Source organism: Bacillus inaquosorum KCTC 13429 (assembly GCF_000332645.1).
Classification (GTDB): domain Bacteria; phylum Bacillota; class Bacilli; order Bacillales; family Bacillaceae; genus Bacillus; species Bacillus inaquosorum.
On sequence record NZ_AMXN01000001.1, the window covers coordinates 793,360 to 814,588 of the forward strand.

The following is a 21,229-nucleotide window of genomic DNA, read 5'->3' on the forward strand; positions in this document are numbered from 1 at the left end:
ATCTCCCTTTAAAATAGTATTAATTATACTAGGATAAACAACAACTTGTAATAGGATAACACAATAGCTAAAGTTAATAAAAACAAGGAGGGAATTATCATGAAAAGAGTTGTCATTACTGGAATGGGAGTTATTTCTCCACTAGGAAATGATGTAAATAGCTTTTGGAATCAACTAGTTAAAGGACACTCGGGAATATCTCTAATTGATTCTTTTGATACTGCTGATTATAAAACAAAGATAGCTGGAATAGTTCGTGATTTCGATGCAGATGAAATATTGGGGAGAAAAGAAGCAAAACGATTAGATCGTTTTAGTCAGTTTGCCTTAGCAGCAGCCGAACAAGCATTAGAAAATTCACAATTACAGTTACAAAATGTTGATCTTGAACGTTTAGGGGTATATGTTGGTTCAGGAATCGGAGGCATACAATCGCTTGTTGATAATGTGAATGTATTAAATAAACGAGGTCCCGCGAGAGTAAGCCCTAGCCTTGTACCAATGATGATTTCAAATGCAGCTGCGGCCCAAATAAGCATAAAATTAGGAGCACAAGGACCATCATTATCACCAGTCACAGCCTGTTCAATCGGGAACACCTCTATTGGTGAAGCTTTCAATGCTATCCGAAATGATGAAGCAGATATTATATTTGCCGGTGGAGCAGAAGCTGCAATCACACAGTTATCTTTGGCTAGTTTTGGAAACGCCCATGCACTATCTACAAGAAACCAAGAGCCAAGTCGAGCCAGCCGTCCATTCGATACAGATAGAGATGGCTTTGTTATGAGTGAAGGCGCAGGTATCTTAGTATTAGAATCATTAGAAAACGCTATTCTTAGAGATGCGCCGATATTATGTGAAGTAGTGGGGTACGGAGCTAGTTCAGATGCTCATCATATGGTAGCATCACACCCAGAAGGTAAGGGTGCCTACTTAGCAATGAAAAAAGCATTGAGAAGTGCAAATATATCAACAGGTGAAATTGATGTTATTAGTGCTCATGCAACAAGTACACAAGTAGGTGATCGTTCAGAAGTTCTAGCTATTAAGAAATTATTTGGTGAACATTCACGTGAAATTCCAACAACTGCAAACAAGTCAATGACTGGGCACATGCTTGGTGCTGCTGGCGGAGTAGAAGCAATTGCTTTAGTGGAAAGTTTGAGACGAGGAATTATTCCGCCAACTATTAATGTAGAGAATCAAGATCCAGATTGCAACTTAGATGTTGTATCAGAAGCGAGACACCTTCCATTGAAATATGGGCTATCAAATTCTTTTGGTTTTGGAGGACATAATTCAGCAATCTTGTTAAAGCATTACGATTGAAGACCCATCTTTATAGTTCAAAGGTGAAATAATGAATCTATCAAGGGTTTATAGCCCTTGATTTTCATTATGGAATACCTCACAGACAAATTATGACGGGCCTCAGCTATCTGGTATATTAAATAGAGGAAAGAGAATACTTAAAAAAACATTTAGAAAGAAGGTGATCCCATGCCAAATAAAAGTAAACCCAATAGATTAATCAATGAGAAATCACCATACTTACTCCAACACGCCCACAACCCCGTAGACTGGTATCCCTGGGGAGAAGAAGCCTTCGAAAAAGCAAAACGCGAAAACAAGCCGGTTCTCGTCAGCATCGGCTATTCAACATGCCATTGGTGCCACGTCATGGCCCACGAAAGCTTCGAGGACGCAGAAATCGCACGCCTTCTCAATGAACGGTTTGTGGCGATTAAAGTCGACCGGGAAGAGCGGCCTGATGTGGATTCTGTTTATATGAGAATCTGCCAGCTGATGACCGGGCAGGGCGGCTGGCCGCTGAATGTGTTTATTACGCCTGATCAGAAGCCGTTTTATGCGGGTACATATTTTCCAAAGACAAGTAAATTTAATCGTCCCGGTTTTGTTGATGTGCTTGAGCATCTGTCTGAGACGTTTGCGAACGATCGCGAACATGTCGAGGATATTGCGGAGAACGCCGCTAAACATTTGCAGACCAAAACAGCTGCAAAATCAGGCGAAGGCCTTAGCGAGTCAGCAACTCACCGGACATTCCTGCAGCTTGCCAACGGGTTTGATACGATCTACGGCGGCTTCGGACAGGCTCCAAAATTTCCGATGCCCCATATGCTGATGTATTTGCTTCGTTATCATCACAATACGGGGCAGGAGAATGCTTTATACAACGTGACAAAAACGCTGGACAGCATGGCGAATGGCGGCATTTACGATCATATTGGCTATGGATTCGCCCGTTACTCGACCGATGACGAGTGGCTCGTTCCCCACTTTGAAAAAATGCTGTACGACAATGCACTGCTGCTGACCGCTTATACAGAAGCCTATCAGGTCACGCAAAACAGCCGGTATAAAGAGATTTGCGAGCAGATCATCACGTTCATTCAGCGGGAAATGACCCATGAGGATGGAAGCTTTTTCTCCGCTTTAGACGCGGACACAGAAGGAGAAGAAGGAAAATACTACGTGTGGTCAAAGGATGAAATCTTGAAAACGCTCGGAGACGATCTCGGAACGCTGTATTGCCAAGTATATGACATCACTGAAAAAGGGAATTTTGAAGGCAAGAATATTCCGAATCTGATTCACACAAAGCGGGAACAACTCATAGCTGATGCCAGTTTAACTAAGGAAGAGCTTAACCTCAAGCTCGAGGACGCAAGACAACAGCTCTTGAAGATACGCGAAGAAAGAACTTATCCGCATGTCGATGATAAGGTGCTGACCTCATGGAACGCGCTGATGATCGCTGGACTCGCCAAAGCGGCAAAGGTATACCAGGAACCGAAATATCTCAGCTTGGCGAAAGACGCCATCACATTTATTGAAAACAAGTTAATCATCGACGGCCGTGTAATGGTCCGATATCGAGACGGCGAAGTGAAAAACAAAGGCTTCATCGACGATTACGCTTTTCTCTTATGGGCTTATCTGGATCTCTATGAAGCTTCGTTTGATCTTTCTTATTTACGAAAAGCGAAGAAACTGACAGACGATATGATCGGCTTATTTTGGGATGAGGAGCATGGCGGATTCTATTTCACCGGACACGATGCAGAAGCCTTAATCGTCCGGGAAAAAGAAGTATACGACGGCGCTATGCCTTCCGGAAACAGCGTGGCAGCCGTTCAGCTGCTGCGTCTCGGACAGGTTACAGGCGACTTATCACTGATTGAAAAAGCGGAATCGATGTTTTCCGTATTCAAACCGGACATCGACGCGTATCCGAGCGGCCATGCTTTCTTTATGCAAAGCGTGTTAAAGCATCTGATGCCTAAAAAAGAAATCGTTATTTTTGGCAACGCAGACGATCCAGCCAGAAAACAAATCATAACTGCACTTCAAAAGGCCTTTAAGCCCAACGACTCTATTCTGGTGGCAGAGCATCCTGATGAATGCACAGACATTGCGCCATTCGCGGCAGACTACCGCATCATAGACGGCAAAACAACCGTGTATATTTGCGAAAACTTCGCCTGCCAGCAGCCGACAACAAATATCGAAGAAGCCATCCAAACACTAATAAGCAGCAGGGATTAAGACCCTTGCTGCTTACTTTGTGATTTCTTATGGTACCACAACGCGATTCCCGCAAAAACAAGGTTGACCGCTATCGTAAATAAAGCCTCCCACATCGGGTTCCCCCGCGTAACCGTAAATAAAGAGGGAATTCCTCCATATACACTGTTTTTTTCTGTGATAAACATACACAAAAACATATTATTCGCGGCATGGGCGCCAAGTGAGATTTCAATACTGCCTGTTTTAATCGTGTAATAGGTCCACACAAAACCAAATGTTAAATACTCAATTCCTGCCCAGACAGCGCCATTGTTCATCTCTGGATTCGCAAAATGCAATACGCCAAACAAGCCACCGACAACCAATGTCAAAATAAGAGGATTTTTCGTCACTCTCCCGAAAGCTTGAAGCAAAAATCCTCTGAAAAACAGTTCCTCAGCTGAGGTTTGAAACGGAACCAAAATGAGGGCAGCCGCTAGCAGCCAGATAAACCGTGATGCATCAAACTCCTGCATTGAATAGCTGCCAGGATGAATCGCAAAATCAATCAATTGCACGGCGATCATCAGCAAGAAATAAGCAATAAAGCCAAAGAAAATTCTCCGCCAATTGATCTTTGCATTCGGTGTAATCACAGTTCGGAAAGGCCGTTTCAGAATAAAGCGAACAGCCAGCCATACTCCTGGAATCGCAAACAAATAAATAACATGAGACAAATAAAGATCAACCAGAGGATCACTCAGCACAGCTTTATCCACATCAAACGTGATATCGGGATTCACAATAACCGTAAACAGTATCGCGAAAAGGTAAGCAATATTCCCGAATACATATAACCCTACCATCACCAAAAAGGCGAAAAAATATCTCCACAACGTATTGTTTCCTTCTATAGGACGGATAAATGAATTCATTCCTTCTATGTCTCTTCCTTTCAATGAGAATATTACTATATATTTGCATAATTTGGTCTATGAATCTACTGTTTTGGAAATCTTTTTAGCAAAATGAACATAAAAAGTGCGAATTTAGTTCTTCCATCTAGTGATTTGAACTCTGTCGCCAATGAATCAAGATACTTATAATATTCCCAAGAGGGGAATTTTCAGTCTTTTCTTACTACTCAAAAGGGGGTTTTTTATGAATACGATCTTCAAACAGAAGAACACACATCCTTTCTCAAACGCAGCGAATCGTTTAGACCGCCTTCCGATTTCTCGCGTTCACTTCCAAGTATTAACCGCTCTCGGCATTGTTTATTTCTTCGATCTTGCAGATTTATTTACCCTCAGCAATGTAGCGCCGGCACTGATCGAGCATTGGGGCATCCCGCTTTCAACCATTGCCAATGTAACGGCGGCTTCGTTTTTAGGCATGTTTTTAGGCGCATCACTGGGAGGAAGGCTGTCTGATCGAATTGGCCGAAAAAAGGCCTTAAATCTTTTTGTGTTCGTTTTCTCAATCGCATCGCTATGCAATGCAGCAGCATGGGACATCCCGTCTTTAATGACTTTCCGTTTTCTCACCGGGTTTGGTGTCGCAGCGGCCATGGTCATTACCAATAGCTATTTGGCGGAATTTTTCCCTTCCAGTGTCCGCGGAAAATATATTTCTTTCTGTGCCATGATTGGATTGATCGGCGTTCCGATCACCAATATTGTGTCTGCCTTTGTCATTCCGCTCGGTTCATGGGGATGGAGGCTTGTATTTGTATGGGGTGCCGTCGGCCTTATTTATTTTTTCTTTATTCGCCGTCTGGAAGAGTCACCCCGCTGGCACGAAAATCGCGGTGAATATGCGAAAGCCGATGCGATCCTCAATCGAATTGAGGAGCAGGTTGAACAGGAGAAAGGCCCGCTTCCGGCACCAGCTCAGCCTAAAGTAAGCGAAACTGTTCAGAAACATGCGGGTTACGCAGGATTATTGAAAGGAAGAAACCTCAAAATCACCATCGTTTTATCTGCTGTATGGATTTTTGAAACGTTTGGATTTTACGGATTTGCCTCATGGGTTCCCAGCCTGCTAAAAAGCAATGGCGTTACAATGGAAAATACATTGTGGTATAACGTACTGCACTCCGTCGGCGCTCCTCTTGGCGCATTGTTTGGTTCGATGATTTCTGAAAAGTTTCAGAGAAAATGGATTTTAGCCGCCAGCGCGTTTTTGACGGCCATCGCCGGTCTCTTATATGGCATGACTTTTATTCCGATCATGATTATTGTGTTTGGTTTTATCGTCAATATCACGGAACGGGTTTTCACCTCGAACTTATACGCTTATACGTCAGAACCTTATCCGACTGAATACCGCTCGTCTGGCAGCGGTTTAGCCTATGGCCTCGGCCGCTTTTCAAACATTTTCGGCTCATTGCTCGTCGGGTTTATCGCCGTTCAGCTCGGCTATGTCAGCGTCTTCTTATTTATCGGCGGCTGCTGGCTCGCATGCTCCGTGCTGTTAATCTGCTTCGGCCCTAATACGAATGCAAAACAGATTTAAAAAAAGTCAGTGCGGATCTGCCGCACTGATCTTACTACAATTCCTTCAACATCCTCGCAGGGTTTCCGCAATGTCAAATTGTAATCTCAATCAAATTTCCTTCATCATCTTCAATCACACTTTCATAGTAACCGTCTCCAGTTGTCCTTGGGCCGTTGACTACTGCGAAACCATCCTTCTTCAATCGATCAGTCAGTTCATCAACCTTCTCCCGGCTTCCAACAGAAAAGGCAATGTGCGCCCAGCCTGTCATCGTTTGTGAAGGCGGATCAGTCACATTTCCTTTTTTCATAATTTCCAGCCTTGCTCCGGAATCAAACGTAATAAAATAAGACTTAAAATCTTTTTTCTCATTATGATACAAATCATTCGCTTTTCCATTAAAATACGTTTCATAAAAAGCCTTCATTCGCTCTAAATCTTTGACCCAGATCGCTGTATGTTCAATCCGCATTTCTTCCTCCTCCTTCACCTTCAATGAAGTTATAAGGTATGAAATGCATTTCAGTTCAAGCTTTTTTCTCGAATTGATGCTGAATTTTTATATCAATGGGTTCATCCTGCAAAAATAGAGAGAATGCTGCGATGCCGAGCTGCTCAAGATTCAAATCAAGCGACGGAAAACCAAGAACACGGCTGATAGAAGAATTCCCCTCGCCAATGATTTCAACATCCCATTTATTCTTTTGGGCAAATACATGAATTCCAGCTGCCACTTCATCACTATTTGCATAGATAGCCGTTGGAACCCGTTCGCTCGTATAAAAGTGCTCAGCTGCCCGCTCACCGTCATTCATATCGTTGCAACCGGACAGCATATGACGGTCTTCCAGGCTCCCGCAGACGGCTTTATAGGCCGCAGCTTTGTCAGCCGTGCTCGGACTCCTGTCGGCTTCTCTGACACACGTAAAAGCGATATTCTCATGTCCGCGGCTCTTTAAATAGCGAAAGCTTTCTGCATAAGCAGCTCTTCTGTCGTTGTACGCACATGGGACACCAATGTCTCCGGTATCCTCACAAGCGATGATCGGCCCATACTCCTGATATGCTAAAATGCTGTCCCAGTCATTGGCGCGGGATGTAATAATGAGACCGTCTATTTTCTTTGTTCTTAACAGCTCTAAATATTTGATTTCAATAGCGGGGTTATAATTGGTGGGGAGGAGGGTCGTTGCATACTCTTGCTGAAAAGCCGCCTTAGTGATTCCGTTTACGATTTTATCAAAGCAGGGATGATCGCTATAAGGCAGAATCACACCGACCGTATGGGTTTTCCCGCGAATGAGATCGATTGCGGTTCGATTTGGTATGTAATCTAATTCCTTCATGACTTGATGAACAAGTTTTCTCTTTTCTTCAGACACATACGGATGATGATTCAATACACGCGAAACAGTCGAAACAGATACATTTGCCAGTCTTGCAATCTCTTTTATGTTTGCCATCTCTTTCTCCTTTTTCATATAAAAAAGCAGTAAGTGTAAATTCCTTACTGCTATCTCATCATATATTGATCATAAGTTCAACAGGACAATGGTCGGAACCCATGACATCCGCTGATATGCTGGCATCCTCAATCTGATCCTTAAGCCTTTCGGACACAACAAAATAATCGATGCGCCATCCGATATTTCTGTCCCGGGCACCGGCACGATACGACCACCACGAATAAGCACCTTCAAGATCAGGATAGACGTGACGGAATGAGTCAATAAAGCCAGCTTCTAAGAAACGAGTGAATGCCCCTCTTTCTTGATCAGAAAATCCAGCGTTATTCCGGTTTGCCTTTGGATTTTTCAAATCGATCTCCTGATGAGCTACATTCAAATCGCCGCATAAAATGACCGGTTTTTTCTGATCCAATTCAAGAATATAAGATAATAAATCCTCTTCCCATTGCATGCGGTAATCGATCCGCTCCAAACCTCTTTTCGCATTGGGCGTGTAAACGGTCATCACAAACATGTTTTCAAATTCCAGCGTAATCACTCTGCCTTCTTGGTCATGCTCTTCTATTCCGATACCGTACATGACACGCTGCGGCTCTTGTTTTGAAAAAACAGCCGTGCCGGAATATCCTTTTTTCACTGCATAATTCCAATACATATGATAGCCTTCAGGCTGGAGATCAACCTGGCCGTCCTGTATCTTTGTTTCCTGAAGACATATGATATCTGCATCCTCTTCCTTCAGATAAGAGAGGAAATCCATCTTTCTCATGACAGCCCGCAGGCCGTTTACATTCCAAGAAATCAGCTTCATGTTTCATCCCCCTATAAAAAAGAGCAAGAACCCGAAGGTCCTTGCTCTTTACGTATAAGCTTACTCACCGCTTACGTACGGAAGTAAAGCCATTTGACGAGCGCGTTTGATCGCTGCAGTCAATTTACGTTGGTATTTAGCGTTTGTTCCAGTTACACGACGTGGTAAAATTTTACCGCGCTCAGAAACAAACTTTTTAAGAAGATCTACATCTTTGTAGTCGATGTGCGTGATACCGTTAGAAGTGAAATAACACACTTTACGGCGTTTCGCACGACCGCCTCTGCGTCCTCCTGCCATTGTCATTTCCCTCCTTTCTTTTTCAATTTAGGTGATAATCTCATTAGAATGGAAGATCGTCATCCGAGATGTCAATCGGTTTGCCGTCGTTGGCAAATGGGTCATCATTAAAGCTGTTCCCCTGATTGCGTCTCTGGTTGTTTTGATTTCCTCCGAATGGATTATCATTTTGGCCTCCGCCAAAGTACTGGCCTCCGCCGCTATTTCCTTCGTTGTATCCACCTGAACCAGAACCGCCGCCGTTTTTCGGCTCAAGAAATTGAACACTTTCAGCTTGGACCTCAGTCACGAAGACACGCTGTCCTTGCTGGTTTTCATAGTTTCTTGTTTGTAAACGGCCATCTACGCCTGCAAGGCTTCCTTTTTTCAGGAAGTTTGCAACGTTTTCGGCTTGTCTTCTCCAAGTGACACAATTAATGAAATCGGCCTCACGTTCTCCGGACTGGTTCGTAAATGTACGATTCACAGCAAGAGTAAACGTAGCAACAGCCGCACCGTTTGGCGTATAACGAAGCTCTGGGTCTTTTGTCAGTCTTCCGACTAATACAACTCGGTTAAGCATAAGAAAGACCACCTTTTACCATTATATATTTCAAAATTGCTTATTCTTCTTCTTTAACAACAATGTGGCGAATGATATCGTCACTGATCTTAGCTAGACGGTCAAATTCTTGAACTGCCGCAGCGTCAGATTGAACGTTTACGATTTGGTAGAAACCGTCGCGGAAATCGTTGATTTCGTAAGCAAGACGACGTTTACCCCAATCCTTTGTTCCAGTGATCTCCGCACCGTTAGAAGTCAGAACGTTGTTGAAACGCTCGATAACTGCTTTTTTAGACTCATCGTCAATGTTTGGGCGGATAATGTACATAACTTCGTACTTTCTCATCTGTTTGCACCTCCTTTTGGACTAAGCGGCCCATAATGGGCAAGGAGCAATAATTCTATTACTCACAATTTTATATTATACCAAAGCTCTTGTCCCTTTACAACTGCATCCTATACATTAAATCGGAAATGAATAACATCTCCGTCTTTAACCACATACTCTTTTCCTTCAAGACGGACTTTTCCTGCTTCTTTGGCTCCTGCCATGCCGCCGCCCGCAAGAAGATCCTCATAAGCAACAGTTTCAGCACGAATGAAGCCGCGCTCAAAGTCACTATGAATAATTCCTGCACATTCAGGGGCTTTCATGCCTTTTTTGAATGTCCAAGCTCTGACTTCCTGTTCTCCGGCTGTGAAATATGTTGCAAGGCCAAGAAGGGAGTAAGACGCTTTGATCAGCTGATCAAGACCTGATTCTTCAATGCCCAGCTCTTCCAGGAACATTTGCTTTTCTTCGCCTTCAAGCTCAGCGATTTCCGATTCGATTTTCGCACACACAACGATAACTTCCGCGTTTTCGCCGGCAGCGTACTCGCGAATTTTCGCTACATTTTCATTGCCAGACGGATCAGCCACTTCATCTTCACTTACGTTCGCCACGTACAAAATAGGTTTCGAAGTCAGTAAATGAAGCTGCTTTACAAGCTTTTGCTGCTCTTCAGTAAACTCAACAGAACGTGCAGGCTTTTCATTCTCAAACGCTTCTTTCAGTTTAGACAGAATCTCAAACTCAAATACAGCGTCTTTATCTTTTTGCTTCGCAAGTTTGCTGACGCGTGTAATCCGCTTTTCAACCGTTTCCATATCAGCGAGGATCAGCTCAAGGTTGATCGTTTCAATATCATCAATCGGATCAACTTTTCCGGAAACGTGTGTAATATTATCATCAGAAAAAGCGCGGACAACGTGGCAAATCGCGTCAACCTGGCGAATGTGAGAAAGGAATTTATTGCCGAGACCTTCTCCTTTAGATGCGCCTTTTACAATACCGGCAATATCAGTAAATTCAAAAGCAGTCGGCACAGTCTTCTTCGGTTTGACCAGCTCAGTCAGCTTTTGCAGACGTTCGTCCGGTACTTCTACAATCCCTACGTTCGGATCAATCGTACAGAACGGGTAGTTGGCTGATTCAGCACCGGCCTGTGTAATTGCGTTAAATAGTGTTGATTTCCCGACGTTTGGCAAACCAACAATTCCAGCTGTTAAAGCCATTCTTTCATCTCCTCTATATAAAACCGTCATTGTCTAAACGTATTTTGAACCTAGAGCAATTATAAGGAGGTTCACTGGAAAAGACAAGCTGACAAAACTGCATTTTCAGCCTGCCAAGTCCTTTGATTATGCTTTTTTCAAGCCTACTAAACAGTCAAAAAGCGTACTTCCCATTCCATTATCGGAATTTGTATCATTTGTCAGTGCATTGACTGAACCTCCAAAAGCCGCCCACATGCCTTCATCTATATTAATCGTCTTCGGGTGAGCCTGCTTCATCACTTTCACCTTGCCCGTCAAGCGCCCGCGGTCATTATAGATAGCAACCTCGTCTCCATCCTGAAGATCCTGCTCAGCTGCTATATCTGGAGAAATATCCACTTGAATATGCTGAAGCTTTTCAATAAACGGTATATGCTGCGAATGATTAGAGCGCTGCGGGTGAATGGACAAAAGCGTGTAAGGATACTTTCCAGCCAACTCCTCATTATGGAAAACAGATTCTTCGGGCACGTTTAATTGAAGCAAGCCGCTCAACCCTTTTTCCTCAGCTAACGACGAAGTAAATTCAAATTTTCCGCTCGGCGTCAAAAATTTATAATCATCCCACGGCACCTGCTTAACTGGAAGAGGGAGGTGGCCTTTTTCTTTCAATCGCTCTAGTGTCACATCCTCTGCTTCCAATGAAGAAAGCCCCATCTCCAAAAATTCTTCAGTACTGTATTCAAACAGTTCGCCAAATCCAAGGCGTTTTGCAAGCTCTGACCAGATCCAACTGTCCGACTTCGCTTCACCCTGCGGCTCCACAAGCTTCTTCCCGTACTGAACGTAATGATGATACATGCTGGAATAGTAGATATCCTCTTCTTCAAAAACAGTGGCTGTCGGCAAGACATAGTCACACAGCTTTGCCGTATCTGTCATAATAGAATCAATCGCCACCGTCATCGGCACTTTTTCAAACGCTTGTCTAACTTTATTGGTATTCGGCACCTGAGTCAGCGGATTTCCGCACGTCACGATAATCATCTCAATCGCTGGATCAGCAGCCGTCAACACCTCTTCAGCCTGTGTCATCATTGAGAATGAGCGTGATGCTGTTTTTAATTCCGGCAGCGTAAGCTTCGTTTTTGCAAAGCTCTCACCGATCTGAACGTTACCGAAATTCGCGCCGCCGCCTTTAATTCCAACATTTCCGCTTGCCGCAACAAGTGCATCAATCCAGCGAATCGTTTCGCCGCCGTTTTTATATCGCTGCATGCCAAGCCCCATAAAAGTAGACACCGGGCCGTCAGCATACAAACCGGCCAGATACTCCAGCTCCTCCATAGATGCTTCTGTTTTCACAATAAACTCTTCTAAGGAAACGGTGTTCAAAAGCTCTTTTACATCATCGAAACCGACAGAGTGCTCAGAAATAAACGTCTCATCCGTTCTTCCTGTCTCAATCAGAACCTTCAAAACAGCTGCCGCAAGCCAGCCGTCCATTCCCGGCTTTACAGAGATATAGCGGTCTGCAAGCTTGGCAGTCGGGTTGAAGATCGGATCAATCACTGTAAGCGTGGCACCCTTTTTCTTCACCTGCTGCAAATGATGGTATAAGTGCATATTCGTTCTGGATACATTTCTTCCCCACACAACAACATGTTTGCTGTTGTAAATATCAAGGGGGCCGTGCCCATACGATCGGCCGAAATCCCAGCTTTGCGCCTCGATACCGGAGCCCCAGCATATGCTTCCGACGATTTCAGTCACGCCGCCATATCCATTAAAAAAACGCTGATCTAGCGCTTTTAACAAACCGTTATTCGCATAATCATGGCTGTGCAAAACAGCAGTCGTTTCTGACGTTTCCTTGATCTCCCGAAGCTTATCGGCAATTTCATCAAGCGCCTGCTCCCAGGAAATCCGCACAAACTCGCCATTTTGTTTTTTCATCGGATAGCGAAGCCGTTCAGGCGAATTTGTTTTTGTCTCAAGCATTCTGCCGCGGCCGCAGATTTTGCCTTCCGTAATCGGATGGTTTGGATCTCCGTCCACTTTTGTTACCTTTCCGTCTTCAACAGTCACCAAAAAACCGCAGCTGTCCCAGCAATTCAGCGGACATGCTGACTGATGCACTTTGCTCATCGCCGTCTTCTCCTTACCTACTATATGAAAAAGCATGAGTGCAGGCCTTTTTACGAAGTAGGCTCCTCATGCTTGACTAGTACTTTTTTTAGTTTTCTTTCAAATTCTTTTCTCGGAATCATTACACTGTGAGAGCATCCCTCACACTTAATTCGAATATCCATTCCCATGCGTATAATTTTCCAGCTGTTCGCTCCGCATGGATGCGGTTTTTTCATTTCTACGATATCATTCAGGCCAAAGTCTTTATCCGCCAAGACCCTTCACCTCTTTTCATAAACTGCTGTAACTATTGTACAAAAAAACCGATCATAAGAGCAATCAAGATATCCGAAAAGAAAGATATCCTCTTATTTCCATTTACTTAAAATAGGATATAACAGCAGACAAACTAACAAATATAAATTTAGCATCCCGTATATCGGGTACAAGAACGCGATTAAATCAGAAAATCCGAAAGAAGTAAAAGGCACCATCAACGCTAACAGGATCAACACAATCATCCATCTCGGCATATGAACAAACGCCATCAGCCGGCTGGACAGCCCCAGCAAACCAGCCACCGTCGTCGTGTAAATCGCCAGGCACAGCACCGCCGTCATACATAAAAAAAGGAAATAAGGCGCCCCCTCCAGAACGGCAAACAACGGTATTTCAAACTGAGAAAGGGAGCCCGCCAGATCCACTAACGTTTCATTATAAACAAAAGAGATTACGCCAAAAATAAGTCCGCTTGCCACACTTGCGATTTTCGCTTCCCCGAGTCCTTTCATTTCTTTCCCAACGGAGGATAAAATCGCGACAACTGAAAGGATATTTAAAGAGGTAAACGTAATGCTCGCAGGCCAGTTATACTGCCGAGTCAAATCTATCGTCCATGTATGGTGATGGGTGCTCTGAAAGGAGATCAGCGCATACAGCAGCCCCGCTACTAAAACAGGTATCAAAAAGCCATTTACTGATAATATTCCTTTCACATCCCAGAAAAACAAGCACACTGTCACGATGCAAATCAGCGCGATTCCCCACCAAAAAGGAAGCTTGTACATTTGCAGGGTCACACCGCCTCCGGCAATCATCACCATAGTCGTCGAAAACAAATAAAAAACGATGAGGACATCATAAATTTTCGCCAGCCATGGTCCCATCAAATGTTCCAGAACCGGCAGAAAATGAGTGGATTGAACCTTAAAACTGATTTTCATCACAATATAAGCCGAAAAAATGAACATGATTGTAAACAGCACAATAGCAAGTCCGCTTTCCGCCCCAAAAAACTGCCATATCTCCTGACCGCTCGCATATCCGGCCCCGATCAGGCTTCCTAATATGAGCAGCATCCACTTCATTCCGGCTCTCCACAACATCATCACCTCATAGCACAGAGTTCTGCTTGTTCCTGTTATTGTTACTATATAAATAACAGAAAGCAAAAATGCCATATTTTCATAGACATTGACCACAAGGTGAAATTATCATACGAAATACACATAAAAAAAAGACTGCCAATGCAGGCAGTCGAAAACTCGATATTAATTTGTCCGCGGAAATAAGGAATGAACCTCATTCTTCACTTGTTCTAACATTCCTTTGTATGCATCTTCATCCAGATACCCGATGCCTCCGAAAAATAAATGTCCGGCAGCCAACCACTCATGCCCTCTATTTCAAAAAATATCCGGCACCATACACAAAGCATAAAAGACCGCACTGCTGGATATACTGTAAACAACCTTACTTATCTACATACACACCATAGCTATTCTGTTACCTACTATAACAAGGAAGTGAAACCTATGAATCGAAAAGGCGGGCTTTTTTCCTCTCAGGAACGAGTAAAGCAATATGTTTCACATACAGATGCAGCTGCAGCAAAACAAATCCAAACCATCCTTTCATCATCCTTACGTAAAGCTGCCGGCAAACCAATTGTCGTGGTTTGTATCGGAACAGACCGTTCAACCGGTGATTCATTAGGCCCGCTCGTAGGAATGAAACTCAAACAGATGCAGCTCAGCAGATTTCATGTCTATGGCACCTTATCTGACCCAGTCCATGCTGTGAATATGAAAGATAAAATCAATGACATTCAAAAATTACATAAAAATCCATTTATTATAGCAGTCGATGCATGCTTAGGACGCGTCAAAAGTGTAGGATCGTTTCAAATCGGAGACGGGCCATTAAAGCCCGGAGCCGGAGTGCAAAAAGACCTGCCTGAAGTAGGAGATCTTCATATTAACGGAATTGTGAATGTGAGTGGTTTTATGGAATACTTTGTTTTACAAAATACAAGGCTGCACTTGGTCATGAATATGGCAAATGTTCTTGCTGAAGGATTGAGTTTAACAGATCGAACAGAGTGGAGGCAGGAACGCCTTAGCCCGCTGCAACGGCTCACTGGGCGAATATAAAACAAAAACCATCTTCGCTGGAAAGATGGTTTCTTTTTTACGATTCACGTTCAGACAATAGCTCTAAAATCCGATCAAGATCTTCATTAGAGAAAAATTCAATTTCGATTTTGCCTTTTTTCTTTTGTCTTTTAATATTAACTGTTGTTCCAAAATAATTTTGGAGATAGGATTCCCGTTCTTTTAGAACTGCGTCTTTCACTGGTTCTTTTTTCTTTGTTTCACGTGGAACATTCTGATTTAACTGCTGAATCAGCTGCTCAAGCTGACGAACATTGAGCTGCTCTGCAATCACCTTTTGTACAAGCGGTTCAAGCTTATTTTTGTTTTTCAGGCCAAGAAGCGTGCGTCCATGCCCCATAGAAAGCGTACCTTCGGCAATAAGCTGCTGAATGTTTTCTGGCAATGTCAGCAATCTTAAATGATTCGCAATATGCGGTCTGCTTTTGCCAAGACGTTTGGCAAGCTGTTCTTGTGTGAGATCTAAGTGCTTCAGCAAAGAGTCATAGGCCTGAGCCTCTTCAAGCGGCGATAAATCTTCACGCTGAAGGTTTTCCAGTAAAGCAATTTCTCTCATTAATGCCTCTGATAATTCACGGACAATCGCCGGAACCGTGTCTAAACCCGCCAGCTTTGCCGCACGAAAACGCCGTTCACCCGCAACAATATCATAGCCTTTTAAAGATTTTCTGACGATAAGCGGCTGGAGAATGCCATGCTGCAGCACGGATTCTTTTAGTTCAGCTAATGCCTCGTCATCAAAGTGTTTTCTTGGCTGATAAGGATTAGGGCGTAAATCGGCAACTTTAATTTCTTCAACAGTCTCTTCAGACAAATCGACCTGATTAAACAACGCATTAATCCCTTTTCCAAGGCCTTTAGCCATTCGCAGCCACTTCCTTTGCTAAATCTAAATATACTTCCGCACCTCTTGACCGCGGATCGTATAAAATGATGGGTTTTCCGTGGCTCGGTGCCTCGCTCAGACGGACATTACGTGGAATAACCGTCTTATATACTTTATCTCTAAAATATTTTTTAACCTCTTCAATCACTTGAATGCCGAGATTGGTCCGGGCATCAAGCATTGTCAGCAATACTCCTTCAATCATTAAATCAGTATTCAAATGCTTTTGCACAAGGCGTACTGTATTTAATAACTGGCTGAGCCCCTCTAAGGCGTAATATTCGCACTGTACAGGAATCACAACGGAATCTGAGGCAGTAAGCGCGTTAATCGTCAGCAGTCCCAATGACGGCGGACAATCAATGATAATATAATCATAATTCTGCTTTACTGCTTCAAGCGCCCTCTTCAGTCTCACTTCTCTTGAAATCGTCGGAACCAGCTCGATTTCAGCTCCAGCAAGCTGAATCGTCGCAGGAATCACGTCCAAGTTTTCTACTGTCGTTGCTTTAATAATATCTATTACATCTGCATCATCTACTAAAATATCGTACACACACTGCTCTACATCGGCTTTTTCAATCCCTAATCCGCTTGTCGCATTTCCCTGCGGATCAATATCTACCAGCAGAACCCTTTTCCCTATGTAAGCCAAACATGCCCCAAGGTTGACAGACGTCGTTGTTTTGCCGACTCCGCCTTTTTGGTTCGTAATTGCTATGATTTTTCCCACGATGTCACCTACTTTCACATGAACATGTACTATCTTGCTTCTATTCTATCAAAAAAAGATTAAAGCGTTTCATTTTTTTCATCATTTTGTTCCAATTCAGAAAGGAAATAATTGAAAATTCAAGCACGTCATATGCTTTCTCTTATAAATTCTGCAATTTCTATGTTTTTTTGACTTAAAAAAGGAATTTCTTAAAGAAAAAAAGAAGAAGTTACAGTGCAGAACGTACAGGACGGTGAGAATATGGTTTATAAAACAAAAAGAGATATACCCGTTACGCTGATGATTGTGTTTCTCATATTACTGATACAAGCGGATGCCATTGTTCCTTTTGTACTGGGAAATGTAAGGGTTTCAGGCTGGATCATTTTTGCTCTGCTGACTCTTTTAAATGTGCTCATCATTTGGAGCTTTATTGACCTGAAATATGTATTGAAGGAGCACCACCTGATCATTAAAGCCGGACTGATCAAACATCAAATTCCTTACGAAAAAATCGAAAAAGTGGTTCAAAAAAAGAAGCTGTGGTCAGGTTTTCGTCTGATCGGCTCTCGTCATGCCATCACGATATATTATCAGGGGGGATGGGGACATGCAGTGATTTCACCGCAAAATACTGAAGAATTTATCCACAAGCTCGAAGAAAAGAATTCTAATATAACAACATTCAGTAAAAGTAATTAATTTCCTTTTACCACAAACACAAAAAGCTCTCCTGCTTATCAGGAGAGCTTTTATTTTGGTATGCGAATCGTTAATTGAATATATTCTTCAAATTCTTCTTCTTCCGTATTCAATTTTACACCGCTGTCTTCAACCATTGAAAGTGACTGGCGAATCGTGTTCATTGCAATTCTTGTATCTCTGCTGAACGCTTTGCGTCTCGGCTTTGGTTTTCTCTGACCTTGCTCCAGCATTTTCACCACGCGGTCTTCCGTCTGCTTTACATTTAAGCTTTTCTCAATAATCTCTGTGAGCAGTGTGACTTGGAGCTCAGGCTGTTTCAGCGGAATCAGCGCTCTGGCATGACGCTCAGTGATTTTCTTCTCCATAATCGCGTCTTGTACCGGCTGAGGCAGCTTTAATAACCGCAGCTTATTCGCAATTGTGGATTGCCCTTTTCCTAAACGCTGTGCGAGTGCTTCCTGTGTTAAGTCATGCAGCTCAAGAAGCCGAGCATAGGCATGCGCTTCCTCAATAGAAGACAGTTCTTCCCGCTGCAAGTTTTCAATTAACGCCACAGAAGCGGTTTCCGTGTCGGAAAAATCCTTAATAATAGCCGGAATCTTTTCCCACTCGAGCGATTGCACCGCTCTCCAGCGTCTTTCACCTGCAATGAGTTCGTATTGGCCTTCTTCTTCTGTATGCCTGACAACAATCGGCTGAATAATGCCGTGTGTATGAATGGTCATTGCTAACTCTTTGATTTTTTCATCTGAGAAAATGGTGCGTGGCTGAAAACGGTTGGGAACGATAGCATTTACCGGTATTTCCAGAATCTCTTCTTTGTTTGTTTCTTGTTCAGCAATCTCCGGTTCCTGTTCCTTCTCACCAAGCCCGAAGAAACGAGAGAATGAATGCTTCATGTACCTACACCACCTTTAAAAACTGCCATTTTTATAATTCTATTTTCTCATGGTTTTTCCTGCTGTACATCCATCAATTTTGATGAAAATATGATGGTATTGTCATATCAGGCTGTCTAAATTACCCTTCAATTGGCGATTTATTAGGAGTTCCCGGTTTTCTTGGATACTTCTTAGGTGTATTTTTTGTCTTGCGTATCACCATAATATTACGATCGCTTTCTTCAATAGGCAGCTTAAAGGAATGGATATTCTCAAGTTCTCCCCCAAGCGTCGTGATCGCTTTTTTGCCTGCATTCAGTTCTTCTTCAGCTGATGCGGCTTTTAAAGCAACAAATAAACCGTTTTTCTTTACCAGAGGCAGGCAAAGTTCACTTAAAACAGATAGTCTTGCAACTGCTCGCGCCGTCACAATATCATAGCTTTCCCGTACGTCTTTCCGCTGTCCGAATGTTTCAGCTCTGTCATGGCAGAATGTCGTATTCTCCAATTGCAAAGCTTCAGACAACTTTTCTAAAAACGTAATCCGTTTGTTTAGTGAATCCACGATTGTGACATGGAGGTGCGGAAAGCATATTTTAATCGGAAGACTCGGAAAACCCGCTCCCGCTCCGACATCACAAATCGTGTTCACTTGATTGAAGTCGACATAAAAAGCGGCTGTGATGGAATCATAAAAATGCTTAAGATACACTTCTTTTTTCTCTGTAATTGAAGTCAGATTGATTTTTTCATTCCATTCAACCAGCATGTCGTAATACAGCTCAAATTGTTCCAGCTGACGGGGAGAAAGGGAGATCCCTTTTTCCGCCAAACTAGAAGTGAATTCTTCAATATTCATGCCGTCATCCTTTCTATTCGGCTATCTTCGCAATGCGTCCCTGCTCTAAATACACCAATAGAATTGAAATGTCCGCCGGGTTTACACCGGAAATGCGGGAAGCTTGGGCAACAGACAAAGGACGCACATTTTTCAGCTTTTGACGCGCCTCAGTCGCGATCCCTTTAATTGCGTCATAATCAATTCGATCCGGAATTTTTTTATTTTCCATCTTCTTCAGTTTTTCCACTTGTTGAAGAGATTTTTCAATATATCCTTCATATTTCACTTGGATTTCTACTTGTTCTGCCACGTCTTGCGGAACCGGCACTTCTGGCGGCGCCAGTTTAGTGACTGTTTCATAGTTCATTTCAGGACGTTTCATCAAGTCTGTGCCGCGAATGCCATCTTTCAATTCGCTTCCGCCAAGAGAACGGATATACTCTTGATTTTCCGGAGACGGCTTGATAATCACAGAATGCAGACGTTTTTTCTCCGCTTCAATTGCCGCTTTTTTCTTCTCAAAAGCTGCATAGCGCTCATCAGAAATCAATCCAATGCTGTGTCCGATTTCTGTCAAACGCAAATCAGCATTGTCATGACGAAGAAGCAGTCTGTATTCAGCACGAGATGTCAATAGACGGTATGGTTCATTGGTTCCTTTTGTCACAAGGTCATCAATCAGAACACCAATATAGGCGTCAGAACGGCTCAGAATCACTTCTTCTTTTCCAAGCGCTTTTCGACCTGCATTGATTCCTGCCATAATTCCTTGTCCCGCGGCTTCTTCATAACCGGATGTTCCGTTAATTTGGCCTGCAGTAAACAGGTTTGTGATTTTTTTCGTTTCAAGTGTCGGCCATAGCTGTGTCGGTACAATCGCATCGTACTCGATCGCATAGCCGGCTCTCATCATTTGCACGTTTTCAAGACCCGGAATCGTTGCAAGCATTCTTTGCTGTACATCTTCTGGAAGACTTGTAGATAAACCTTGGACATAGACTTCCTGCGTATTTCTGCCTTCCGGCTCAAGGAAGATTTGGTGACGTGGTTTATCATTAAAACGGACAACTTTATCTTCAATGGACGGGCAGTATCTTGGGCCCGTACCTTTGATCATACCGGAATACATTGGTGAACGGTGCAGGTTGCTGTCAATAATCTCATGTGTCTCAGGGCTTGTATATGTCAGCCAGCAAGGAAGCTGATCTGTAATATATTCCACTGTTTCATATGAGAAAGCGCGAGGCACATCGTCACCAGGCTGGATTTCCGTTTTGCTGTAATCAATCGTGTCGCTTTTGACGCGAGGCGGCGTACCTGTTTTAAAACGAACAAGGTCAAAGCCCAGTTCTTCCAAATGCTCAGAAAGCTTAATAGAAGGCTGCTGGTTGTTCGGACCGCTTGAGTAAGACAGATCACCAAGAATGATTCGTCCTCTTAAATATGTCCCAGTCGTCATGACAACTGCTTTCGCACGATAATGCGCGCCGGTTTGTGTAATCACACCGCGGCATTCGCCGTCTTCAACGATCAGCCGCTCCACAATTCCTTGCAGCAATGTTAAGTTTGGTTCTTTTTCAAGCGTATTTTTCATTTCGTGCTGATATTGGAATTTGTCTGCTTGAGCACGCAATGCACGGACCGCAGGACCTTTTCCAGTATTCAGCATTCTCATTTGAATATGCGTTTTATCGATGTTTCTGCCCATTTCTCCGCCGAGCGCGTCAATTTCGCGGACGACAATCCCTTTTGCGGGGCCGCCGACAGACGGATTACATGGCATAAATGCAACCATATCTAAGTTGATGGTCAAGACAAGCGTTTTGGCGCCTTGGCGTGCAGATGCGAGGGCAGCCTCAACACCGGCATGCCCGGCGCCAATCACAATCACATCGTATTGGCCTGCTTCATACCCCATGATT

General features: G+C 43.4%; 21 protein-coding genes. 5 read left to right on the top strand and 16 right to left on the bottom strand.

What is annotated here, in order from left to right; genetic code table 11:
- The first annotated feature begins 99 nt into the window (after window positions 1–99).
- Together fabF and BSI_RS16815 are read left to right on the top strand one after the other, a co-directional pair.
- Window positions 100–1,332 carry a beta-ketoacyl-ACP synthase II gene (fabF, locus tag BSI_RS16820; protein WP_003236606.1) on the top strand — a complete coding sequence of 411 codons (1,233 nt, stop codon included), beginning with the start codon at window positions 100–102 and terminating at the stop codon, window positions 1,330–1,332.
- Window positions 1,333–1,503: 171 nt separating this feature from the next.
- Window positions 1,504–3,573 carry a thioredoxin domain-containing protein gene (locus BSI_RS16815; RefSeq protein WP_003236608.1) on the top strand — a complete coding sequence of 690 codons (2,070 nt, stop codon included), beginning with the start codon at window positions 1,504–1,506 and terminating at the stop codon, window positions 3,571–3,573.
- On the opposite strand, the gene BSI_RS16810 is transcribed toward BSI_RS16815, so the two are convergent.
- On the bottom strand, window positions 3,570–4,469 hold the full coding sequence (locus tag BSI_RS16810; RefSeq protein ID WP_003236610.1) for a CPBP family intramembrane glutamic endopeptidase: 900 nt from the start codon (window positions 4,467–4,469) through the stop codon (window positions 3,570–3,572). The two genes, BSI_RS16815 and BSI_RS16810, sit on opposite strands and share 4 nt — an antisense overlap.
- Before the next feature lie 226 nt (window positions 4,470–4,695).
- Between BSI_RS16810 and BSI_RS16805 the strand changes: the two genes are divergently transcribed.
- The gene (locus tag BSI_RS16805; RefSeq protein WP_003236613.1) at window positions 4,696–6,051 is read left to right on the top strand and encodes an MFS transporter; all 1,356 of its coding nucleotides are present in this window, start codon (window positions 4,696–4,698) and stop codon (window positions 6,049–6,051) included.
- Between the two features lie 73 nt (window positions 6,052–6,124).
- Here BSI_RS16805 and BSI_RS16800 read toward each other — a convergent pair whose 3' ends face one another.
- The 10 genes from BSI_RS16800 to BSI_RS16760 all read right to left on the bottom strand — a co-directional run bounded on the left by BSI_RS16800 (window position 6,125) and on the right by BSI_RS16760 (window position 14,211).
- The gene (locus BSI_RS16800) at window positions 6,125–6,505 is read right to left on the bottom strand and encodes a VOC family protein (protein WP_003236616.1); all 381 of its coding nucleotides are present in this window, start codon (window positions 6,503–6,505) and stop codon (window positions 6,125–6,127) included.
- A 55-nt stretch (window positions 6,506–6,560) separates the two neighbouring features.
- A complete protein-coding gene (ccpB, locus tag BSI_RS16795) occupies window positions 6,561–7,496 on the bottom strand; it encodes a transcriptional regulator CcpB (protein ID WP_003236619.1) in 936 nt (311 codons plus the stop codon).
- Window positions 7,497–7,554: 58 nt separating this feature from the next.
- Window positions 7,555–8,313, bottom strand: coding sequence for an exodeoxyribonuclease III (gene xth / locus BSI_RS16790; protein ID WP_003236620.1), 759 nt, complete (start codon window positions 8,311–8,313; stop codon window positions 7,555–7,557).
- Between the two features lie 60 nt (window positions 8,314–8,373).
- Window positions 8,374–8,613, bottom strand: coding sequence for a 30S ribosomal protein S18 (rpsR, locus tag BSI_RS0120805; RefSeq protein WP_003219224.1), 240 nt, complete (start codon window positions 8,611–8,613; stop codon window positions 8,374–8,376).
- Window positions 8,614–8,656: 43 nt separating this feature from the next.
- Window positions 8,657–9,175 carry a single-stranded DNA-binding protein SsbA gene (gene ssbA, locus BSI_RS16785; RefSeq protein WP_003219228.1) on the bottom strand — a complete coding sequence of 173 codons (519 nt, stop codon included), beginning with the start codon at window positions 9,173–9,175 and terminating at the stop codon, window positions 8,657–8,659.
- Window positions 9,176–9,215: 40 nt separating this feature from the next.
- Window positions 9,216–9,503, bottom strand: coding sequence for a 30S ribosomal protein S6 (gene rpsF / locus BSI_RS16780; protein ID WP_003236622.1), 288 nt, complete (start codon window positions 9,501–9,503; stop codon window positions 9,216–9,218).
- Window positions 9,504–9,613: 110 nt separating this feature from the next.
- Window positions 9,614–10,714, bottom strand: a complete 1,101-nt coding sequence (ychF, locus tag BSI_RS16775; RefSeq protein ID WP_003236624.1) for a redox-regulated ATPase YchF — start codon at window positions 10,712–10,714, stop codon at window positions 9,614–9,616.
- A gap of 126 nt (window positions 10,715–10,840) precedes the next feature.
- A complete protein-coding gene (locus BSI_RS16770) occupies window positions 10,841–12,844 on the bottom strand; it encodes a molybdopterin-dependent oxidoreductase (protein ID WP_003236626.1) in 2,004 nt (667 codons plus the stop codon).
- Window positions 12,845–12,894: 50 nt separating this feature from the next.
- A complete protein-coding gene (locus BSI_RS16765; protein WP_003219236.1) occupies window positions 12,895–13,101 on the bottom strand; it encodes a DUF951 domain-containing protein in 207 nt (68 codons plus the stop codon).
- A gap of 93 nt (window positions 13,102–13,194) precedes the next feature.
- Complete coding sequence (locus BSI_RS16760) at window positions 13,195–14,211, bottom strand: YkvI family membrane protein (RefSeq protein WP_003236628.1); 1,017 nt, start codon at window positions 14,209–14,211, stop codon at window positions 13,195–13,197.
- A 429-nt stretch (window positions 14,212–14,640) separates the two neighbouring features.
- Here BSI_RS16760 and yyaC point away from each other — a divergent pair, with 429 nt between their 5' ends.
- Window positions 14,641–15,258, top strand: coding sequence for a spore protease YyaC (gene yyaC, locus BSI_RS16755; RefSeq protein WP_003236633.1), 618 nt, complete (start codon window positions 14,641–14,643; stop codon window positions 15,256–15,258).
- A gap of 37 nt (window positions 15,259–15,295) precedes the next feature.
- Here yyaC and spo0J read toward each other — a convergent pair whose 3' ends face one another.
- Both spo0J and soj read right to left on the bottom strand, forming a co-directional pair.
- Window positions 15,296–16,144: a stage 0 sporulation protein Spo0J gene (spo0J, locus tag BSI_RS16750; protein ID WP_003236635.1), complete on the bottom strand. Its 849-nt coding sequence runs from the start codon at window positions 16,142–16,144 to the stop codon at window positions 15,296–15,298.
- The gene (soj, locus tag BSI_RS16745; RefSeq protein WP_003219244.1) at window positions 16,137–16,898 is read right to left on the bottom strand and encodes a sporulation initiation inhibitor protein Soj; all 762 of its coding nucleotides are present in this window, start codon (window positions 16,896–16,898) and stop codon (window positions 16,137–16,139) included. The genes spo0J and soj overlap by 8 nt, the downstream gene beginning before the upstream one ends.
- Before the next feature lie 243 nt (window positions 16,899–17,141).
- Between soj and BSI_RS16740 the strand changes: the two genes are divergently transcribed.
- Entirely contained in the window at window positions 17,142–17,582 is a 441-nt protein-coding gene (locus BSI_RS16740) for a PH domain-containing protein (RefSeq protein WP_003236637.1), read from the top strand.
- A 50-nt stretch (window positions 17,583–17,632) separates the two neighbouring features.
- Here the strand turns inward: BSI_RS16740 and noc are convergent, their stop codons facing one another.
- The 3 genes from noc to mnmG form a co-directional block, all read right to left on the bottom strand.
- Window positions 17,633–18,484 (bottom strand): nucleoid occlusion protein, encoded by an 852-nt coding sequence (gene noc, locus BSI_RS16735; protein WP_003236638.1) that lies wholly within the window; start codon window positions 18,482–18,484, stop codon window positions 17,633–17,635.
- Window positions 18,485–18,605: 121 nt separating this feature from the next.
- Complete coding sequence (gene rsmG / locus BSI_RS16730) at window positions 18,606–19,325, bottom strand: 16S rRNA (guanine(527)-N(7))-methyltransferase RsmG (protein ID WP_003236640.1); 720 nt, start codon at window positions 19,323–19,325, stop codon at window positions 18,606–18,608.
- A gap of 13 nt (window positions 19,326–19,338) precedes the next feature.
- Complete coding sequence (gene mnmG / locus BSI_RS16725; protein ID WP_003236641.1) at window positions 19,339–21,225, bottom strand: tRNA uridine-5-carboxymethylaminomethyl(34) synthesis enzyme MnmG; 1,887 nt, start codon at window positions 21,223–21,225, stop codon at window positions 19,339–19,341.
- Window positions 21,226–21,229 lie beyond the last annotated feature (4 nt).

Bases quoted from the DNA above. Each gene is read 5' to 3' on its own strand.
- fabF (WP_003236606.1), top strand. From the start codon at position 100: ATGAAAAGAGTTGTCATTACTGGAATGGGAGTTATTTCTCCACTAGGA.
- BSI_RS16815 (WP_003236608.1), top strand. From the start codon at position 1,504: ATGCCAAATAAAAGTAAACCCAATAGATTAATCAATGAGAAATCACCA.
- ssbA (WP_003219228.1), bottom strand. From the start codon at position 9,175: ATGCTTAACCGAGTTGTATTAGTCGGAAGACTGACAAAAGACCCAGAG.
- mnmG (WP_003236641.1), bottom strand. From the start codon at position 21,225: ATGGGGTATGAAGCAGGCCAATACGATGTGATTGTGATTGGCGCCGGG.
- ychF (WP_003236624.1), bottom strand. From the start codon at position 10,714: ATGGCTTTAACAGCTGGAATTGTTGGTTTGCCAAACGTCGGGAAATCA.
- ccpB (WP_003236619.1), bottom strand. From the start codon at position 7,496: ATGGCAAACATAAAAGAGATTGCAAGACTGGCAAATGTATCTGTTTCG.
- yyaC (WP_003236633.1), top strand. From the start codon at position 14,641: ATGAATCGAAAAGGCGGGCTTTTTTCCTCTCAGGAACGAGTAAAGCAA.
- noc (WP_003236638.1), bottom strand. From the start codon at position 18,484: ATGAAGCATTCATTCTCTCGTTTCTTCGGGCTTGGTGAGAAGGAACAG.
- xth (WP_003236620.1), bottom strand. From the start codon at position 8,313: ATGAAGCTGATTTCTTGGAATGTAAACGGCCTGCGGGCTGTCATGAGA.
- BSI_RS16805 (WP_003236613.1), top strand. From the start codon at position 4,696: ATGAATACGATCTTCAAACAGAAGAACACACATCCTTTCTCAAACGCA.
- rpsR (WP_003219224.1), bottom strand. From the start codon at position 8,613: ATGGCAGGAGGACGCAGAGGCGGTCGTGCGAAACGCCGTAAAGTGTGT.
- BSI_RS16740 (WP_003236637.1), top strand. From the start codon at position 17,142: ATGGTTTATAAAACAAAAAGAGATATACCCGTTACGCTGATGATTGTG.
- BSI_RS16810 (WP_003236610.1), bottom strand. From the start codon at position 4,469: ATGAATTCATTTATCCGTCCTATAGAAGGAAACAATACGTTGTGGAGA.
- BSI_RS16760 (WP_003236628.1), bottom strand. From the start codon at position 14,211: ATGTTGTGGAGAGCCGGAATGAAGTGGATGCTGCTCATATTAGGAAGC.
- BSI_RS16770 (WP_003236626.1), bottom strand. From the start codon at position 12,844: ATGAGCAAAGTGCATCAGTCAGCATGTCCGCTGAATTGCTGGGACAGC.
- rsmG (WP_003236640.1), bottom strand. From the start codon at position 19,325: ATGAATATTGAAGAATTCACTTCTAGTTTGGCGGAAAAAGGGATCTCC.
- rpsF (WP_003236622.1), bottom strand. From the start codon at position 9,503: ATGAGAAAGTACGAAGTTATGTACATTATCCGCCCAAACATTGACGAT.
- BSI_RS16800 (WP_003236616.1), bottom strand. From the start codon at position 6,505: ATGCGGATTGAACATACAGCGATCTGGGTCAAAGATTTAGAGCGAATG.
- spo0J (WP_003236635.1), bottom strand. From the start codon at position 16,144: ATGGCTAAAGGCCTTGGAAAAGGGATTAATGCGTTGTTTAATCAGGTC.